This is a genomic window from Desulfitobacterium hafniense DCB-2 (assembly GCF_000021925.1).
Classification (GTDB): Bacteria; Bacillota; Desulfitobacteriia; order Desulfitobacteriales; family Desulfitobacteriaceae; genus Desulfitobacterium; species Desulfitobacterium hafniense.
In genome coordinates, this window is record NC_011830.1 from 1,947,333 (window position 1) to 1,964,842 (window position 17,510).

Annotated in this window: 15 protein-coding genes and 1 pseudogene; 13 read left to right on the forward strand and 3 right to left on the reverse strand. The window is 43.9% G+C overall.

Going from position 1 to position 17,510, the window contains the following annotated elements; translation table 11 throughout:
* Nucleotides 1-556: 556 nt before the first annotated feature.
* From DHAF_RS09080 to DHAF_RS09100, 5 genes are all read left to right on the forward strand, one after another.
* The gene (locus tag DHAF_RS09080) at nt 557-2,065 is read left to right on the forward strand and encodes an SLC13 family permease (RefSeq protein WP_015943678.1); all 1,509 of its coding nucleotides are present in this window, start codon (nt 557-559) and stop codon (nt 2,063-2,065) included.
* Nucleotides 2,066-2,668: 603 nt separating this feature from the next.
* Nucleotides 2,669-4,093 (forward strand): aryl-sulfate sulfotransferase, encoded by a 1,425-nt coding sequence (locus tag DHAF_RS09085; RefSeq protein WP_015943679.1) that lies wholly within the window; start codon nt 2,669-2,671, stop codon nt 4,091-4,093.
* Between the two features lie 16 nt (nt 4,094-4,109).
* Entirely contained in the window at nt 4,110-5,543 is a 1,434-nt protein-coding gene (locus tag DHAF_RS09090; protein WP_015943680.1) for an aryl-sulfate sulfotransferase, read from the forward strand.
* Nucleotides 5,544-5,631: 88 nt separating this feature from the next.
* Complete coding sequence (locus DHAF_RS09095; RefSeq protein ID WP_049769595.1) at nt 5,632-7,095, forward strand: SLC13 family permease; 1,464 nt, start codon at nt 5,632-5,634, stop codon at nt 7,093-7,095.
* Between the two features lie 83 nt (nt 7,096-7,178).
* Complete coding sequence (locus tag DHAF_RS09100) at nt 7,179-7,505, forward strand: thioredoxin family protein (protein ID WP_015943682.1); 327 nt, start codon at nt 7,179-7,181, stop codon at nt 7,503-7,505.
* Between the two features lie 117 nt (nt 7,506-7,622).
* Here DHAF_RS09100 and DHAF_RS09105 read toward each other — a convergent pair whose 3' ends face one another.
* On the reverse strand, nt 7,623-8,606 hold the full coding sequence (locus tag DHAF_RS09105) for a LysR family transcriptional regulator (RefSeq protein ID WP_015943683.1): 984 nt from the start codon (nt 8,604-8,606) through the stop codon (nt 7,623-7,625).
* 318 nt (nt 8,607-8,924) lie between these two features.
* Here DHAF_RS09105 and DHAF_RS09110 point away from each other — a divergent pair, with 318 nt between their 5' ends.
* The 3 genes and pseudogenes from DHAF_RS09110 to DHAF_RS25050 all read left to right on the forward strand — a co-directional run.
* Nucleotides 8,925-9,566 (forward strand): cobalamin B12-binding domain-containing protein, encoded by a 642-nt coding sequence (locus DHAF_RS09110; RefSeq protein WP_015943684.1) that lies wholly within the window; start codon nt 8,925-8,927, stop codon nt 9,564-9,566.
* Nucleotides 9,567-9,663: 97 nt separating this feature from the next.
* Nucleotides 9,664-10,659 carry a uroporphyrinogen decarboxylase family protein gene (locus DHAF_RS09115; protein ID WP_015943685.1) on the forward strand — a complete coding sequence of 332 codons (996 nt, stop codon included), beginning with the start codon at nt 9,664-9,666 and terminating at the stop codon, nt 10,657-10,659.
* 268 nt (nt 10,660-10,927) lie between these two features.
* Nucleotides 10,928-11,356 (forward strand): annotated as a pseudogene (locus tag DHAF_RS25050) (transposase); the annotation flags it as partial.
* 62 nt (nt 11,357-11,418) lie between these two features.
* On the opposite strand, the gene DHAF_RS09120 reads toward DHAF_RS25050, so the two are convergent.
* On the reverse strand, nt 11,419-11,907 hold the full coding sequence (locus DHAF_RS09120; RefSeq protein WP_015943686.1) for a DUF3102 domain-containing protein: 489 nt from the start codon (nt 11,905-11,907) through the stop codon (nt 11,419-11,421).
* A 264-nt stretch (nt 11,908-12,171) separates the two neighbouring features.
* On the reverse strand, nt 12,172-13,083 hold the full coding sequence (locus DHAF_RS09125) for a LysR substrate-binding domain-containing protein (protein ID WP_080518266.1): 912 nt from the start codon (nt 13,081-13,083) through the stop codon (nt 12,172-12,174).
* A gap of 125 nt (nt 13,084-13,208) precedes the next feature.
* Between DHAF_RS09125 and DHAF_RS09130 the strand changes: the two genes are divergently transcribed.
* Genes DHAF_RS09130 through DHAF_RS09145 form a run of 5 tightly spaced genes read left to right on the forward strand, consistent with a single transcriptional unit; the run spans nt 13,209 to nt 17,489 of the window.
* Complete coding sequence (locus DHAF_RS09130; RefSeq protein ID WP_015943688.1) at nt 13,209-14,255, forward strand: amidohydrolase family protein; 1,047 nt, start codon at nt 13,209-13,211, stop codon at nt 14,253-14,255.
* Nucleotides 14,256-14,287: 32 nt separating this feature from the next.
* Nucleotides 14,288-15,433: a uroporphyrinogen decarboxylase family protein gene (locus tag DHAF_RS09135; RefSeq protein WP_015943689.1), complete on the forward strand. Its 1,146-nt coding sequence runs from the start codon at nt 14,288-14,290 to the stop codon at nt 15,431-15,433.
* A gap of 15 nt (nt 15,434-15,448) precedes the next feature.
* The gene (locus DHAF_RS25880; RefSeq protein ID WP_015943690.1) at nt 15,449-15,595 is read left to right on the forward strand and encodes a hypothetical protein; all 147 of its coding nucleotides are present in this window, start codon (nt 15,449-15,451) and stop codon (nt 15,593-15,595) included.
* A 37-nt stretch (nt 15,596-15,632) separates the two neighbouring features.
* Nucleotides 15,633-16,271, forward strand: a complete 639-nt coding sequence (locus tag DHAF_RS09140; RefSeq protein WP_015943691.1) for a cobalamin B12-binding domain-containing protein — start codon at nt 15,633-15,635, stop codon at nt 16,269-16,271.
* Between the two features lie 51 nt (nt 16,272-16,322).
* Entirely contained in the window at nt 16,323-17,489 is a 1,167-nt protein-coding gene (locus DHAF_RS09145) for a uroporphyrinogen decarboxylase family protein (protein WP_015943692.1), read from the forward strand.
* Nucleotides 17,490-17,510: the final 21 nt, after the last annotated feature.

Sequence of the window (17,510 nt, forward strand, 5' to 3'; positions counted from 1 at the left end):
GAGAACGAGGTGGATAAACATTTTTTGTATCCTCAAGGCACGTTGAGATAGTTTATCTTTATGACATTTATAAAATATTTGGAATACAAGGGATGCAATATGTAAGGTATTATTAAAACGATAGTTAATTTTATCACAAATAAGTTTGGGTGATCGTTCCAGAGTGATCAATTAAACCTTGTCGCGATGGAAGTTTAGAGCCACTGACCATCTCTGTCCAGCGTCTGCCAATGGCAATACTCTTAGTACCGAAGGGAGCGGTTTCCGGTCTTTCGAAGTTATCACGGATCATGAGGTGGTTTAGAAATTCTGGCTGCTCTTTACCAATGCCATTGAATCAACGGTCTATCGGATTTACTGCTATCACCACAGCTATGCACAACATTTGGCAGACCCCAAGAAACCCCGATTCCCGGATTGGATATCAGACCTTCCAGATACCCAGAGCGGCAACAGGCTGATTGGCGAACCGGGTTAAAGTTACCGACACCACTGGTTATGGCGACAAACAGAAATTCTGCGCTTAGCCTTTATTGTTTAAGGAGTGATCAAAGTTATGAATAAGAACAAACCGGTCACGGAAGTAGTCGAAAGCGAAGGGGAAGTATCCACCAAAAAGCACATTTACAGCCTCATCGGTTTTGTCATTGTGGCTGTATTTTGGATTATGCCTCCCATTGAACCTCTCACACCGCTGGGGATGAAAGTTGCCGGCACCTTTTTCGCTATGATTGTTTGGTGGTCGACTGTCGGTGCCATATGGCCCAGTATATGCGGACTGCTGCTTATTGGTCTATCCGGTTATGCCGGAGGAGGTGCAGAGGGATTTACAAGTGTTTTCACCAGCGCATTCAGTAACAATGTAGTCTTGCTCGTCATGTTTGCTATGGTTTTGTTCGGCGCTTTTGCTGCGTCTGGCGCTCCCAAATATATTGCCCGTTGGGTCCTGACCAGAAAAGTTATCAATGGCCGTCCCTATGTGTTTATGGCCTTCGTGTTTTTGATCGGTTTTTTCATGGCCGGTTTCACGTCGAGCGTTGCTACCCTAATAATACTATGGCCCATTACCCTGCGCTTGATGGAGGCTCTGGAAGTTGATTCGGACGATGAAATTTGGGCCTATTTCTTTGTTGGATTATTTCTTATGATCAATTTTGGGAGGCCGATCTTCTCTTATAAAGGTACGATTGCCGCTCTCTTAGGCACGTATAATGAATTGAGCGGCAGCACGGATCCGGCCATTTTTTTGCAATTCATGATTCTACTCACCATTATGGGTCTCTTGTTTCTGGCCGCCTATCTGCTCGTGCTAAAATTTATGGTTCGTCCTGATGTCAGCAAATTACGAGGCGTCAGCGTCGAAAAAATGGCAGCGGAACAACAATTGCCCCCGATAGAACTGCCCCAAAAGCTATATTTGTGGATGATCCCGATTTACATTTTCATGCTGGTGGCTCCCTCCGTCCTGCCCAACACCAATCCCATTGGGGCATTCCTGGAGACCATAGGTCCCTTGGGCGTAACTGTCTTCTGGGTTGTTTTTTTTAACATTGTTCACTTTCAAAACCGCCAACTATTGGAGTATAAAGAGGTGGCTGCCAAATACTTTAACTGGGGCGTATTTTTCATGGTCCCGGCCTCTCTTTACGGCGCCAATGCGCTGACCAGCGATGCCACTGGTTTTAAAGAGTTCTTGACTCAGATCTTGACCCCAATCTTGGGCGGGCAATCGGAGATACTCTTTATTGCCATCCTGTTCGCCTTTGCTTTGTTCATAAGCAACTTCGCCAACAACACTGCCATAGCGCTTATTATGATGCCGATTTTCTTTGTCTTTTGTGAACAAATGAGTCTTAATCCAAAGCCGGGGGCCATGATCTTAAGCGCGATAGTCTTTGTGACCATGCTAACCCCAGGCGCGTCTCCTCAAGCGGCTCTGATGTTTGCACGTAGGGATATTTACAAAACCAAAGACATTGTGCGGATTGGTTTCCCGGTCTCGGTTATTGCACTGCTTTTCTATATCTTTATCGGTTATCCTTTGGCTAAAATATTGTTCCTCTAGTTTTAAAGTTACCACATATATTGAGCAGGCGGGGAAATTAATTTCCCCGCCATTATCTGTTTCAGGCTTTTATTATCTTTTTTTGAATATACCATTTTCGCTATAGTGCATAGTTTGCCTTTATGTATCTATTTAATTTTTGAAATACAAGAGATGAGTTAAATAAGCTATATTAATAATAACTTATTTTTATATATCATTTTTACCAAATTAAGTCTTTTTTTTCACTTGCGCCCGGCCTGTGGTTGGGCGGTGAGTCCGCGGTGGGCTTGGTAGTGTAAGCCACCAGTCGAAGTCAAGGGTGTCCATCTAAAGTTATCAAGATTTTCAACATGATACCCCATGCAGTGATGTATGGCTGAACAGTTGGAAGTCAGCAAAGTCATGTACCAAGATGGTCATGAACATCTTGGGAAGGACGGAAAAAGGAGGGCTTGGCAAATAAAGAAGTTGGAAGCTGGTATTTGAAACAAGAAAAAGCAACAGATGGAAAGTTGTACGAGTAACTTAATTGAGAAAATATTGGAAGTGGCAACCTTAACCTAAGGTTGGCGTAAGGTTACTTGATACAACAATATCCTATTTTTAAAGGAGTGTTTTATTTTGGGTCAACCTTCTATACACCCCACCGGGGTCACCATCTATGATCCTGAAAAAGCCTGGAGTGGCTATACCATCATGCCCGTCGCCGGTGTGGGGGCCGTTCTAATCGATATGAACGGCAATGTCATCCGCAACTGGGTGAACCTCCAGGGATTTCCCAACAAATTGTTGCCTGGTGGCCAGGTATTTGGACACTTGGGGATTCGGGACACAGCTTTTGGTTATCAAGACCAAACAGATCTAGTGCAAGTTGATTGGGACGGTAATGTAGTCTGGAAATTTGACAAAAAAGAATACATTGAAGATTCGGCATACGAGCCACGCTGGATGGCCAGACAGCACCACGATTATCAGCGGGAAGGCAACCCAGTCGGCAGTTATGTCCCCGGCATGGAATGCAGTCTAGACGATGGCAACACCTTACTTCTTTGCCACGAAACAATTTACAAAAAGAGAATTTCTGACAAGCGCCTGTTGGACGATTGCTTTATCGAAGTAGACTGGGAAGGCAACATCCTTTGGTCATGGCGGGCAAGTGATCACTTTAAAGAAATGAATTTCTCCGAGGCTGCAAAAAACGCGTTGTACCGTAACCCTAATATGCTTAAAAACGGTGGCGGGATGGGAGATTGGCTCCATATCAATTCCATGAGCTATCTTGGCCCCAACCAATGGTACGATGCCGGCGACGAACGGTTCCATCCCGAAAACATCATCTGGAGTGCTCGTGAAGCTAATATTAGCGCCATCATCGACAAGAAAAGCGGTGCTATTGTGTGGCAGATGGGACCTGATTTTTTCGCCACCAAAGAATTGAGGCGCATCGGTCAGATTATCGGACAGCATCATGTTCATATGATTCCGAGAGGCTTGCCTGGTGAGGGCAATATCCTGGTTTTTGATAACGGCGGTTGGGCTGGTTATGGTCTGCCTAATAACACCTCTTTCGACGGCGTGAAAGTCAACATCATGGATCGTTCCAGGATCTTAGAAATTGATCCTGTTACCATGGAGGTGGTTTGGTCAGTTACCGCCAGCAAGTTGGGATACGGTCGCCCCGGTATTCTTGATTATCGTTTCTATAGTCCGTTGGGCGGCTCCGCGCAGAGGCTTCCGAATGGCAATACACTGATTACGGAAGGCGTTGGCGCTCGTCTTTTTGAAGTTACCCCGGAGTTAGAAATCGTCTGGGAGTATTGGGCACCATTTGAAGCTAAGGTTGACTACATTTACCGGGCTTACCGTTATCCTTATAGCTATGTTCCACAGGTTCCCATTCCGATGGAAACTCCGATCCCTAGGCTGGATAACCGCCGCTTCCGGGTACCGGAAGCGGCAGCGTGTACTGTTGAAAACGTCGTAGATGTGGCAGGAACAACCGGCTATGCTAAAAAAATGGATATGTGCGTATCCAATCTTAAATAAAGGAGTGTTTTAAGTAATGGGTTATTCTTTCGTTCACCCTACGGGAGTTACCTTATATAATCCGGAAAAAGCTTTCAACGGCTACACGTTAATGTCTATAAGAGAGTTGGGAGCCGGTCTGATCGATATGAACGGGAATGTGGTACGGTTGTGGAAAGATTTGCACGGCTTTCCCAACAAATTGCTGCCCGGCGGTTATGTCATTGGCAGCCTGGGTATTCGGGATCCGGCGTATGGGTACCAGGATCAGACGGACTTGGTGCAGGTTGACTGGGAAGGTAATGTGGTTTGGAAATTCAATAGGCTGGAGTATATCGAAGATCCCGACAACAAACCACAATGGATGGTCAGACAGCACCACGACTACCAACGTGACGGCAATCCGGTCGGTTATTATATTCCGGGCATGGAGTGCCGAACTGACGGCGGTAATACTCTCATCCTTTGCCATGAAAATTTATTCAATACCAAAATTTCCGAAAAACGTTTGCTAGATGACTGCTTTATCGAAGTAGACTGGGAAGGCAACATCCTTTGGTCATGGCGGGCCAGCGATCATTTTGAAGAAATGAACTTCTCTGATGCGGCTAAAAATGCTATGTACCGCAACCCTAATATGCTGGAAAACGGCGGCGGGATGGGAGATTGGCTCCATATCAATTCCATGAGCTATCTTGGCCCCAACCAATGGTACGATGCCGGCGACGAACGGTTCCATCCGGAAAACATCATCTGGGACGGTCGTGAAGCTAACATTAGCGCCATCATCGACAAGAAAAGCGGTGTCATTGTCTGGCAAATGGGGCCTGATTTTTCCGCCACCAAAGAATTGCGGCGCATCGGTCAAATTATCGGACAGCATCATGTCCATATGATTCCAAAAGGCTTGCCTGGCGCGGGTAATATCCTGATTTTTGACAACGGAAGTTGGGGGGGTTACGGGACTCCCAGCAACGTGTCAAAAGACGGCATTAAAGCCGACCACGCCGATCGATCCAGAGTGATTGAATTAAATCCTGTCACGATGGAAGTTGTTTGGCAGTTGACCGCTAGTGAGCTGGGTTATAAACCAGCCGGTATCTTTGACTACCGTTTCTACAGCCCTCTGACAAGCTCTGCCCAGCGTCTGCCCAATGGCAATACGCTTATTACAGAAGGTACTGGTTTTCGGGTTTTCGAAGTTACCGCGGATCATGAGGTGGTTTGGGAATTCTGGTCGCCCTTCACTAATGCTGTTGCGCCAACTGTCTATCGGACTTACCGCTATCCATACAGCTATGTGCCACACCTGGCAAAGCCCCAGGAAACCCCAATCCCCCGATTGGATATCAAGACCTTCAGGGTACCTGGTGCGGCCGCAGGTCAGCTGGCAAACCAGATTAAGGTTGCCGGAACCACCGGTTACGGTGATAAACAGGAACTTTGCGTATCTTTCGGCGAGGAACTTTAGACCTATAGTTTTAATACTACGATAAGGAGTGATCGAAGTGAATAATTCGAATAAATTGAATAAGGAAGTAGTTGACTCCAAAGCAGGAATGCCTTTGAACAAAACTCATATCTATACTCTCATCGGCTTTATCATTATTGCTGTATTTTGGGTTATGCCTCCAATTGAACCTCTTACACCGATGGGGATGAAAGTTGCCGGAACCTTTTTCGCTATGATTATTTGGTGGTCGACTGTCAGCACCATATGGCCCAGTATATGCGGATTGCTGTTTATTGGTCTGTCTGGCTATGCCGGAAACGGTGCCAAGGGATTTACAAGTGTTTTTACCAGCGCATTTGGTAACAATATAGTCCTGCTCGTCATGGTTGCCATGGTTTTGTTCGGCGCCTTTACCGCGTCCGGCGCTCCCAAGTATATTGCCCGTTGGATTCTAACCAGAAAGATTCTCAATGGCCGTCCCTATGTGTTTATGGCTCTGGTGTTTGCTGCCGCTTTTTTCATAACCGGTGTCACGTCTGCTGTTGCTACGCTGATATTGATGTGGCCGATTACCTTGCGATTAATGGAAGGCCTGGATGTCAATTCGGATGATCAGATTTGGCCTTATTTCTTTGTTGGGTTGTTTCTTGTAATCAATTTTGCGAGATCCGTCTTCCCTTACAAAGGTGTGATGGTCGCTATCTTAGGTACGTATAATGAGTTGAGCGGCAATGCGGATCCGATAATTTTCGTGCAATTTATGGTTTTTCTCACCATTATGGGTTTCCTGTTTACGTCGCTCTATTTGCTCGGGCTAAAATTCATTATTCGTCCTGATGTCAGCAAATTACGAGACGTCAGCGTTGAAAAATTGGCAGCGGGACAAGAATTGCCCCCGATAGGTCTGCCCCAAAAGCTGTATTTAGCAATGATTCCGATTTACATTTTCATGCTAATGGCTCCTTCTGTCCTGCCCACCAGCAATCCCATTGTGGCATTCCTGGAGACCATCGGTCCCTTGGGCGTAACTGTCTTCTGGGTTGTTTTCTTTAGCATTGTTCACTTTCAAAACCGCCAGCTATTGGAGTATAAAGAAGTGGCTGCCAAACACTTTAACTGGGGCGTATTTTTCATGATCCCATCCTCGCTTTACGGCTCTGCTGCTCTGGCCAGCGATGCCACTGGTTTTAAAGATTTATTAATTCAGATCCTGACTCCATTTTTAAGCGGGAAATCGGAGCTGCTCTTTATTGCTATTTTGTTCACCTTTGCTGTGTTCATAAGTAGCTTTGCCAACAACGCTGCCATAGCTCTCCTTATGATGCCGATTATCTTCGTCTTCTGTGAACAATTTGGTATTGATCCAAAATCGGCGGCCATGGTCTTAAGCGCAATTGTATTTTTGGCCATGCTAACCCCTGGCGCTTCTCCTCAAGCTGCCATGACGTTTGGAAACAAGGATATTTATAAGACCAAAGATATTCTGCGTATTGGTTTCCCGGTTACTGTTATTGCCTTACTTTTATATATCTTTATCGGTTATCCTTTGGCTAAAATATTGTTCCTTTAGGTTTAAAAACATCACACATATCCAAGAGGAAGCTCTGATTCAGGAGTTTCCTCTTGATTCCGATTTTAGAGGAGGATATAAAAATGCCTATACAACAACTCGATTTCGATAGTTTTGAAGAAATTATCTATGATGAAGGTGAACCTTGCCTGGTCGTTTACTCTAGAAAAAGCTGCCATGTCTGCAAGGAAGTCGTACCTGAAATAGAAGAATTAGCTCCCAAGTATAAGGGCGAATTTGGCTTTTATTATGTAGATGTGGAAGAGGACCAAGCTTTGTTTCAACGATTTTCTCTTAAAGGGGTTCCGCAGATCCTTTTTTTCAATGATGGCGAGTATAAAGGGAAAATGGCCGGAAAGGCAGAAGGGGATCAAATAGAAGAAAAGATTGCAGAAGTGATGAAAGGTTAAGAACTTCAATCGGTTAATAATCCTTACGAAGGCAGTAAAACCTTAAGTCTGGAAAATCAAAAGAAGCCCCTAGCATCCTGCTGGCAGGCTTCTTTGTCGTGCATCTGTCAGGCAATTTCAAATTTCAAATTGAGCCCTCATATCGTTAAACTCCTGAAAAACTTCCTTTACATAATGGATAAAGGCCTTCTCAATTGGATTCAACGGATATTTGGCTTTATAAACAATATAGTAATGCATTGGTATAGTAATATCGGAAAATTTCAGGATCTTAAGTTGGCCACTTTGAAAATAATTGTCACCGTAAGCAAGAATGCTAGGCATAATGGCCACGCCGAGATTTTCGGCTACAAGTTTTTTCAAGCTGTCCACCGTACCGACTGTTAAAACAGGTTCTGTAGTGTACATAGATTGAAAGGACTTATCATTTGTCGATCTTATGAGGGAAGCATAATAGTCGTTAGGCTCATTTTCATAATATTGATACCTTATCTTGGGTAACTTGTGGATCTCACTTTGCGTAATTTGTTTTTTTTCAGCTAAGGGATGAGCGGCACCGACAAAACAGACCTGCTCATCAGAACACAGATACTCTTTAGCTACACCTGATTCAGCGAATCTGTCTTCAAAAAGGGCATTTACAGCGTCACTTATACTGACAATACCGAAATTGCGAGTCTTATCTTTCCCTTGTTGAAATAAAGTGCTTAATATGGTTTGCGTTTTATCTTCTCGGACGTAGGTTCGGATCGAAGGATGGCTATTTTGAAATTTTGATAAAGCTTTAGGCATAATGCCGCAGTTAATAGCTGGGAGGGCGCGTATGTTAAGCTGCTCGGTTTTTTGTTCTTTAGAAGCGACAACGTAAATTTTTTCGATTTTCATCAAAGCATCCTGAGACAACTCGAGGATCTCTGCACCAACCGCGGTGGGGGTAACACCGGTTTTGGAACGTATAAACAACTTGACGCCCAGCTCTTTCTCCAAGGATGACATAGCAATGCTTAAACTTGGTTGAGACATAAACAAATTATCGGCCGCTATTGTGATAGAGCGGGTATGGCTGATTTCCACAAGATAACGCAATTGCTCAAGTCGCATAACAATACCCCCACGCTTATTGAGTTAATTCTATAATACACTATCGTCGGTTGTTTTACTAGTTTGACTAGTTGGACTTCTTTGAATATATCATTTTACATTAGTGTATAGTCTGCCTTTATGACATCTATTGAATTTTCGGAATACAAGTGATGTGCTAAATAAGCTATATTATATATTGAATAACAGAATAAATTGCTATCTTTGTTAATCATTTTTACTTATTAAGCAATGATCTAGCTGAAATATTGTTCATCTAACTTTAAACATACCATTCAAATCCAAAGTGCATTTTAAATAATAATGGGAGGTAACAATATGACAAAAATAAAAGAGATCGCAAAGGCCGTAGCAGGTGGAAAGATTAAAGTTGTTCCTGGACTGGTTCAGCAGGCACTTGATGAAGGAATCGCAGCTAATGAAATTATTGGCGGAATGACCGATGCTATGAATGAGGTAGGTCAAAAATTTTCAGCGGGAGAGATTTATGTTCCAGAAATGCTTGTAGCCGCAAAGGCGATGAAGGCAGGTGTGGAAATCCTAAAAGGCAAGATGACAGAAGGTGAGGGAGCGAAAGCGGGCAAATGCATAATTGGTACCGTGGCCGGTGACTTGCATGACATAGGCAAAAACCTCGTCGCTATGATGATAGAGAGTGCCGGCTACGAAGTAATTGATCTAGGAGTTGATGTACCTGCTGACAAATTTATTGAAACGATTAATGCCAATCCCGACTGTCACGTTGTCGCATGTTCAGCGCTGCTTACAACGACTTTAGAATCCTTAAAAAATACCGTCGCAGCAATAACTGCAGCAGGTTTGCGAAATCAGGTGAAAATTCTTGTCGGTGGAGCCCCTGTAAGACAATCTTATGCAGATCACATCGGTGCAGACGGATATGCCTCCGACGCACCAGGTGCTGCTCGGAAAGTGAAAGAAATGTATACTTGTTTTAGCTAAAGTATATCTGTTTGAAAAATTTAAGATGATTTGATATTACATGGGTTTTTGCCACACCGGCTAAAAAATAGTGGAAGCTGAAAGGAAGTAAAGACACATGACTATAACACCTAGAGAAAATATGTTGCTTGTCTATCAACATAAAGTACCGGAATTTCTACCTTTGATGAAAGATATTCAATATATTCGCACTGTTGAGCCTGGTTTTTTGCATGTGGTATACGAAGGAAAAGCCACAGGTTCAAATGATGCAGTCGATTGGTTCGGACAAAATTGGAAGTTTGAGCCAAAGATAGGCGCATTTAATCCCGATGCAACTCAGTATATAGTCAAAGATATTACAAAATGGAAGGAATATGTTAATATTCCCGATGTTGAGGAGATAGACTGGGAAGCTAAATTTTCAACCGATGCTATAAGTTTAGACAGAAATAAGTTTATAATAGTCAAGGATGGCCAAGGACCGTGGGAACGAGCCTTTTCCATGACGCCAATAGCGGATCTTCTTTGTGATTTGATAATTGAGCCCGAGGCATGTTACGAATTTTTTGGAATCATTGCTGACCATAAAATCAAGCTTCATAATCATTATATTAAATATTACAAGCCCGATGCATTGTGCATGCACGACGACTACGGTTCGGGACAGGGGCTATTCATGTCGCCTGATACCTGGCGCCAACTTATTAAGCCACATTTGCAACGAATCATTGATAATGTTACATCTCAGGGAGTAATGTATGAACACCATTGCTGCGGAGTTATGGCTCCTCTGGCGGAAGAAATAGCTGATATGGGCGCATCCTCATGGAATGTTGTCCATGTCTCTAATAATACCTATGCGTGCAAGCAGAAGTTTGGTGATAAACTTGCATTAGTAGGCGGGATTTGTGACGGCCAATTCTTAGACTTAGCCGGTATGACGGCAGAGGAGATATGCGCACACGTACGTGAAGTTGCGGATAAGATGCTTCCGGGTGTAGGTACTGTAATTTCAGTAAAGACTGTGGCACATCCTGAAAGAACAAAAATCATTGAAGATGAGCTGCTTAAATACGGTCAGTCATTCTTTAAAGTAAAAAGGCCTTCCTAATGTTGATCCTTTTAGGAGTGCTTAATTATCGCTGGCAATCAGCTCTCTTTTTTATGGAAACTAACACTGGTAGACTACACCTACGATGCTTAGGGGCAATGTCTGACGAAAAAGGGGCTGTGTGAAAACACAGCCGAAAAAACGCTTGAAATCAAGAGATTTCAAGCGTTTTTTAACGAATTATGAAGATAAATATGTTCTGGTAGATATTTTTAGTGAAGTGATTGAGCTTTTACATAAACAAAGTTACATCACGTTAGAAAACTAGTATAATGAAGAAAAGGAGGAATACCTTTACAGCTATGGAAGGGAGCTAATCTACAACTCTACGCGTACGCAGAACAGTAAACATGGCTGCAAGAGCACTATAAGGGTTTATGAAAGTCGCGACTGCCAAGGATGTCCTTACCGTGATCGATGCATAAAACAGACCGATAAACCGGAATACAACAAAAGGATTTACATCAATCGACGCGGCAATGAACTCAAAGCTAAGGCTGGGGCAAATTTGAAGAGTGAATATGGGCTTCAAATGCGCAGCCTAAGGTCTATAGGAGTAGAAAGTGTTTTTGGTGACATCAAAGGCAATTTTGGTATGCAACGATTTATGCTTAAGGGCCTGGCAAAGGTCAAATTAGAATGGGGATTACATTGTATAGCTCATAACATGAGAAAAATGGCAGCTACCTTGGGATAGGTAGTCTGGGAGCTGCTTTATGGCATTATTCCGGGTTAGTTGTTTTAACGGATAAATTCGTTCTAATCGCGAGGGGATATTCCTGCAGTGTCGCAACCATGTTGGTCGCAATTTCCCAAGGCCTTTTTCTGGTTGACTTCCTTCCGCGTCGTGTCTATCCTGCTCTGGGCAACGAGTGTTTTCAGCAGCTCACTATAGGCGCTGATCAGGTTGTCGCGGTGCAGGGCAAATTGCTCGTCATGCTTCATGCTTTCGGTGTAGGTTTCGGCGGTTGGCTGCACGGTTTTGGGCTGTATTTTTCTCAGCTTTGGAGTTATCTTGACGACCGGGACCAGTTCCGTGCTCTGTTTCTTTTCCTGAACAGCTGCCTGCAGTTCTCGTTTGCTCATGTTTTCAACATCATGGCAGGCCAAAAATTCTTCCCGCTCCTCCGCCGGAATTCCCAGGAGGATAACCGCCTGGGAGAAACTAAGATTCGAATCTGGATTCGAATCTGGCAAGCTCACGCCGGGTGAGGCGGATTTAGGCCCGAATTCCCGATAGATCCGCATCAGGTGATCGGCTGTCCGCTGGGGAGAATGCCAGGCAAAACCTGGGGCCTCTTGTCAATAAAGTGGAGCACGATCTTAAAGCGGAAAAAGCATTTCACTATCTCATGGAACATGATGTGCTTTTTTAGGGGTATTATTTCCTTGAAACAAAAAAGCTGAAAACTTTACTTGGGGTAAGTTTCAGCTTTTTTATTGTTGGACAGCTATGACACTGCAGCAAAGTCAGTAGAATGCCTCGGGACAGGAAGCGCGGAGTTTTGGTTTTTAGACAAATTCCGGCCATTGATATTGTTTTATCCTATTAATAAATCTCTCTAAATAAGGATTGTTCGAGTCTTTTTTCCATACTACCGAAAAAGATGAAGGGGTTACTCCCTCGATATCAATGAATTTCAGGTTATCCATGCCTTTGACCGGGGCAAGCCTCGAAAGCACTGAGATGCCGAGACCTGCCTGTACCATCATTAAAACCGTCTCCACTAAGGGACAAGTGGTGGCAATGTTAGGGGTAAAGCCGGCGTTTTCACACAACAGTATAATGTAATTATATGGAATGGGTTGGGTGCTCGGCGATACTTGGATAAAGTGTTCATTTTTTAGCTGAGAAATATGAACTTTGTCCTGCGTGGCAAGAGGGTGGTCATGGGCTGCGACGATTGCGGAATAAGTGCGGGTGAGCACATGAGAATCCAAAAAAGGCAGATAATGATCGTCAAAAGATATAATAAAGCCAATATCCGCTTGATTATTGATAACGGCGTGTTCCACCTTACCCCAGGGGAGCCGCTGCAGGCTTACATCAACCATCGGATAATCCTGATTGTAATGCTTGACCAGCAAGGGTATGTGAAAAGACAAGCTGGTGCTGACAAAGGCAATGCTCAATTTTCCTGCTTCTTTGGCAGAGGCTTCCTTCACCAGGTGAAAAACTTCTGGCTCCCTAGCGAAGATTTTTTCAGCTTCAGATAGTAGCACTTTTCCAGCCGCGGTAAGGATCAGATTACGGTTTGTCCGGACGAACAGAGCGGTACCGAAGTGCTTTTCCAATTCCATGATATGTTTGCTTAAGGCGGGCTGACTGATATAGAGTTCTTGAGCGGCTTTGGAGAAATTAAGATGTTTAGCAATCACTGTAAAATATTTTAGACGGAGATAGTTCATGAACAATACCTCCATTCAGGTATAATTAAAAGTTATATCTAGGTAGAATTATACTGTATTTTTAAAATTTTTCAACAACTTTTATACTATAACTATGGCCTATCCTAAAAAGCAAGAAGTTGGAATGGAGGAGGAAAGTCATGATTATCGATATCAATATGCATCATCTCCCGGAAGATCTATTTACGAATGAGAAGATCTTGGATGGTTTTCTGAGCACCGCCCCCCGCTCATATGGAGAAATTGCCTCATTAGGGACCATACCGGAGACCGGTAAGCGTCAAATCATTTTGGAAAAACCCAAGGGTTATCAGAACCTTAATTATGTTGAGGGTGACTACTCACTTGAGGCTAAGCTTCAGGCCATGGACGACAACGGTGTAGACAAAGCAATTCTGCGGGTACCGGTTTGGCAAGAATGGTTAAAGGTGGATACCTGCAAAATCGTCAACGACAACGCTGCTGAGATGTGCAAACGCTCGGCGGGACGTCTCTACGCTACCGCTTGCGTCCCTCCCTGGGGTGGAAAGGACAATCTGTATGAGCTGGAGCGCTGCGTCAAAGATTTGGGAATGGTAGGTGTTCAGCTTGCTTGTCATTACGGACAGCTTTATCTGGATGATGAGGCCTTTAAGCCTTATATGAAAGTGCTCAATGAGCTGAATGTACCCGTGGTTGTGCATCATACACCATTGCCGGTCTACTGGCAATCCGTTTATGAATACACAAATCTGCGCCGTGAGCTCGGGCGGATCATTGACCAGGCTACAGCAGTGGGCAGGGAACTGTTTAGCGGCATGTTCGAAGAGTTCCCCAATCTTAAATTTATTCACACGATGTTTGGCGGCAATTGGTTTGCCAACTACAATCTGCTCATGCCCCACAAGGGTAAAAAGGAAGAAGCCATGCTGCGTCTGGATATTTCGGAATCCGACCGCATTAAGATGTATCTAAAGAATAATATCTACTTCGATATGACTCACCCAGCCTCTTGGGGCAAAGACCAGGTAGAGTGTGCGATTAAGGTTTGTGGTGCCGACCATGTCTTGTTCGGCAGTTCTTTCCCTGTATTCTACAATTGGATGTCGCAAGGTATTGAGTGTGTGAAGAGTCTGGACATCACGGAGAAGGAGAGAGAACTCATCACCAGCGGCAACGCAATTCGCCTGTTTAAGCTGGATGTATAGGGTAATCTTTTGGAGAGTGAGTGGAGAGACCGATGATTCAATTAAAGCAAGAACGGAATCAACTGTTTACCGACATCTACGATGGGCTCAAACCCAAGCGCATACCAATTCGCATCCAGGTAACGCACGAAGCCGCTATTCAATATTGCAAAATGGATTTAAAACACACTCAGTGGGATAAGACGGCTTACTTTTCCTTCATGGACAAAGTATCAGCCCAATTGGAAACGGATCTGACACCTGTTTCCATGAATGTGCGAACCCCGGCCTATTATCAGATTCTGGAATCGGAAGCCTTTGTCATGAGCTCAAGCGGTGTTCTTCAACACCCTGAAGTTAAGTCCATGGAAGCTAAGGAATATGATGAGTTTATTGAGGATCCCTACAGCTTTATATTAACCAAAGCTCTGCCCCGAGTATATAAAGGATTCGGCGGTGACCCGGTAAGGAAGAGTCTTAATCTGGCTAAGGCTATGGCGGCTTATGAAGATTATAAGAAAGCTCAGCTGGTGGCCATGTCCAAAATCAACGAAAAATATGGTTATGCCCATTTACCCATCGGAGGAGTGACAGAAGCTCCCTATGACTTTTTGGCTGATGTTCTCCGCTCCTTCACAGAGATTTCCAAGGATATTCGCCGCTGTCCGGACAAAATTGCTGAAGCATGCGATGCAGTGCTGCCTTACCTGCAGAGGTGCGCCGTTTCTCCAATGTCTTCCAACTACAATCGCACCATGATTCCCGTTCATATGCCGCCGTTTATGAATACCAAGCAGTTTGAAAAATATTTTTGGCCCTCCTTCAAGCAACTTGTTCAGTTCATCTATGAGAGAGGCTCCAATTGCTGGCTTCTACTGCAGGGAGATATGGTTCGGTATATTGATTATATAAACGAACTCCCTGGAAATCCCGAAGTCAGGCATGAGTACGGAGATATGAAAGAGGTGTTGGAAAGAACCAATAAAAAGCATATTATCTCCGGCCTATACCCAGTCACGATGCTTGAAACCAGCAGTGAAAAAGAATGTATGGATTATGCTAGAAAGACAGTTGAAATCCTAGGCCAAAACGGCAACTATATCTTTAATTTTGATAAGCCCATTTTATCTCTTGATGAAAATTCTATGCAGAATTTGAGAGCTGTTATTGCTACTGTAAGAAAGTACGGTGAGTATTAAAGAAAGGAGACGGCCATGGAATCCATGATTCGTTCCAAGTATTATACACCTTGGGAAGAGTATCAGGAAAAATACCCGATCATTGCGGATATTGAAAATGTGTGCACGTTGCAAGACTATGAGGATGCGGTAATGATGTTTGTCTTCAGATTATTTTACTGATTTAGGTATAGGTTAAGTAAAAAGGGGAGGAATGGCTATGATTGATCTCAAGGAATTGACCGCCGCCGTTGGGGCATTGGAGGAGGAGAAAGTCTTCGCAATGCTGGGGGAGTTTCTGAAGACGAATCCCTCTCAGGAAGAGACCCAAAAAGTTGTGGCTGCCTGTCAAGGTGGAATGGCTGTTATTGGCGATTTGTTTGAGCAAGGTGAATATTACGTAGGAGATTTGGTTTTTGCCGGGAGCCTGTTGACTGATATCATTGAAAAGCTGAAACCCTCTTTAGGTTCTGCCACAGGAAAGGAAATAGCTTCTATACTTCTGGGCACGGTGGAAGGTGATTTGCATGATATCGGCAAGAATATTTTTAGATGCATGGCAGAGGCCGCTGGTTTTAAGGTTATTGATTTAGGCATTGATACCCCGGCTGAGGAGTTCGTCGCAAAAGTAAGAGAAAATAAACCGGCCATTGTCGGCATGAGCGGAGTTTTAACCCTGGCTTTAGAATCGATGAGAACTACAGTTCAAGCATTAGAAGCAGCGGGTCTAAGAAAGGATGTCAAAATTATTATTGGGGGGAACCCTGTAACCCAGGAAGCCTGTGAGAAGATAGCTGCTGACGCTTTCACCACCAATGCTGCTGAAGGGATAAAAATATGTCAGGGTTGGGTTAGCTGATAGGGATAGCGCACATTAGTGTATAAATCTCATGAAGAGAGGTATATATGTATGTCAGAAAAATTAAACCTGTACGAAGAAAGGGTACGTAGAGTCAATGACGCCATAGAATTAAGGGAGCCTGACCGAGTTCCTGTTTTATCGCAGATAGATAACTGGGCACTTTCTTATTACGGCATAACCTTGGAAAACGCTTTAAAAGATGTGGAGCAGGAGTACCAGGCATATTCCAAGCCGTTTACAGATTTTTCTTTTGATGGAGCGATTTTCGGGGGGGTTACGTTTCCTTTGAATTTCGTTTATTCCTTGGGGGGCGGAATTTATAATAATAAAATGGATACCATTCAAATAGCTACCGGGCATGCGGAGCTTATGGGCGCCGATGAGTACGATCTTTTGATTGCCGATCCTATAAAATTTATCCGTGATACTCTTTTGCCCAGAAAGCACAAAATTTTCCAAGAAGGAACCGTTCAAGAGAAATTCAGCAAATACGCTCAGGCCGTAGGTGCTTTTATGCAGTATGTCCAGACTCGGGGAATGCTTAGTGAAAGGTATAAACAAGAACACGGGTTTCCTGTGTTTAACAACGGCGCGTGCAGTTGCATGGCCACCGATGCCATCATGAATTATCTACGGGATTTTAAAGGAATTATGCAGGATATCAAGAGATGTCCGGAGAAAGTCGCGGAGGCCAGCGATGTATTGGTGGATCTGATGATCAAAAAAACGTTTGGAACAGCGCCTCAGCCAGCCGATGACAGATATGTTCAACTGTTTTTGCACTTGCCGCAATTTATCAGAGCTCGAGAATTTGAAAAAGTCTACTGGCCTTCGTTTAAAAAATATGTAGATGCCGTAACAGGCCGCGGGCATAAAATAGTTATCTTATTCGAGAAGAATTGGGAGCATCTATACGAATATATTCAAGATCTGCCGAAAGGCAAAATCCTTGGCTTTTTTGAGGAGGATGATTTGCGCAAAGCCAAGAGAGCTCTTGGCAAAACCATGTGCATTGCCGGCGGGCTTAAGACGAATGATTTAGGTTATGGAACAAGAGAGCATTGTCTTGATGTAGTAAAAGGGCTGATTGATGATTTGGCTCCGGGGGGCGGGTTTATTCTGACAACGGATAAAGGTCTGATGTCACCTAATGATGCTAAGCCGGAGAATCTTAGAGCCGTTACTGAATTTGCCCTGCAGTATGGTTCCTATTAGATACCCTGTTTGTGTGATTAT

Bases quoted from the DNA above. Each gene is read 5' to 3' on its own strand.
- DHAF_RS09145 (WP_015943692.1), top strand. From the start codon at position 16,323: ATGTCAGAAAAATTAAACCTGTACGAAGAAAGGGTACGTAGAGTCAAT.
- DHAF_RS25880 (WP_015943690.1), top strand. From the start codon at position 15,449: ATGGAATCCATGATTCGTTCCAAGTATTATACACCTTGGGAAGAGTAT.
- DHAF_RS09090 (WP_015943680.1), top strand. From the start codon at position 4,110: ATGGGTTATTCTTTCGTTCACCCTACGGGAGTTACCTTATATAATCCG.
- DHAF_RS09105 (WP_015943683.1), bottom strand. From the start codon at position 8,606: ATGCGACTTGAGCAATTGCGTTATCTTGTGGAAATCAGCCATACCCGC.
- DHAF_RS09110 (WP_015943684.1), top strand. From the start codon at position 8,925: ATGACAAAAATAAAAGAGATCGCAAAGGCCGTAGCAGGTGGAAAGATT.
- DHAF_RS09135 (WP_015943689.1), top strand. From the start codon at position 14,288: ATGATTCAATTAAAGCAAGAACGGAATCAACTGTTTACCGACATCTAC.
- DHAF_RS09120 (WP_015943686.1), bottom strand. From the start codon at position 11,907: ATGCGGATCTATCGGGAATTCGGGCCTAAATCCGCCTCACCCGGCGTG.
- DHAF_RS09115 (WP_015943685.1), top strand. From the start codon at position 9,664: ATGACTATAACACCTAGAGAAAATATGTTGCTTGTCTATCAACATAAA.
- DHAF_RS09100 (WP_015943682.1), top strand. From the start codon at position 7,179: ATGCCTATACAACAACTCGATTTCGATAGTTTTGAAGAAATTATCTAT.
- DHAF_RS09080 (WP_015943678.1), top strand. From the start codon at position 557: ATGAATAAGAACAAACCGGTCACGGAAGTAGTCGAAAGCGAAGGGGAA.
- DHAF_RS09130 (WP_015943688.1), top strand. From the start codon at position 13,209: ATGATTATCGATATCAATATGCATCATCTCCCGGAAGATCTATTTACG.
- DHAF_RS09125 (WP_080518266.1), bottom strand. From the start codon at position 13,083: ATGGAGGTATTGTTCATGAACTATCTCCGTCTAAAATATTTTACAGTG.
- DHAF_RS09140 (WP_015943691.1), top strand. From the start codon at position 15,633: ATGATTGATCTCAAGGAATTGACCGCCGCCGTTGGGGCATTGGAGGAG.
- DHAF_RS09095 (WP_049769595.1), top strand. From the start codon at position 5,632: ATGCCTTTGAACAAAACTCATATCTATACTCTCATCGGCTTTATCATT.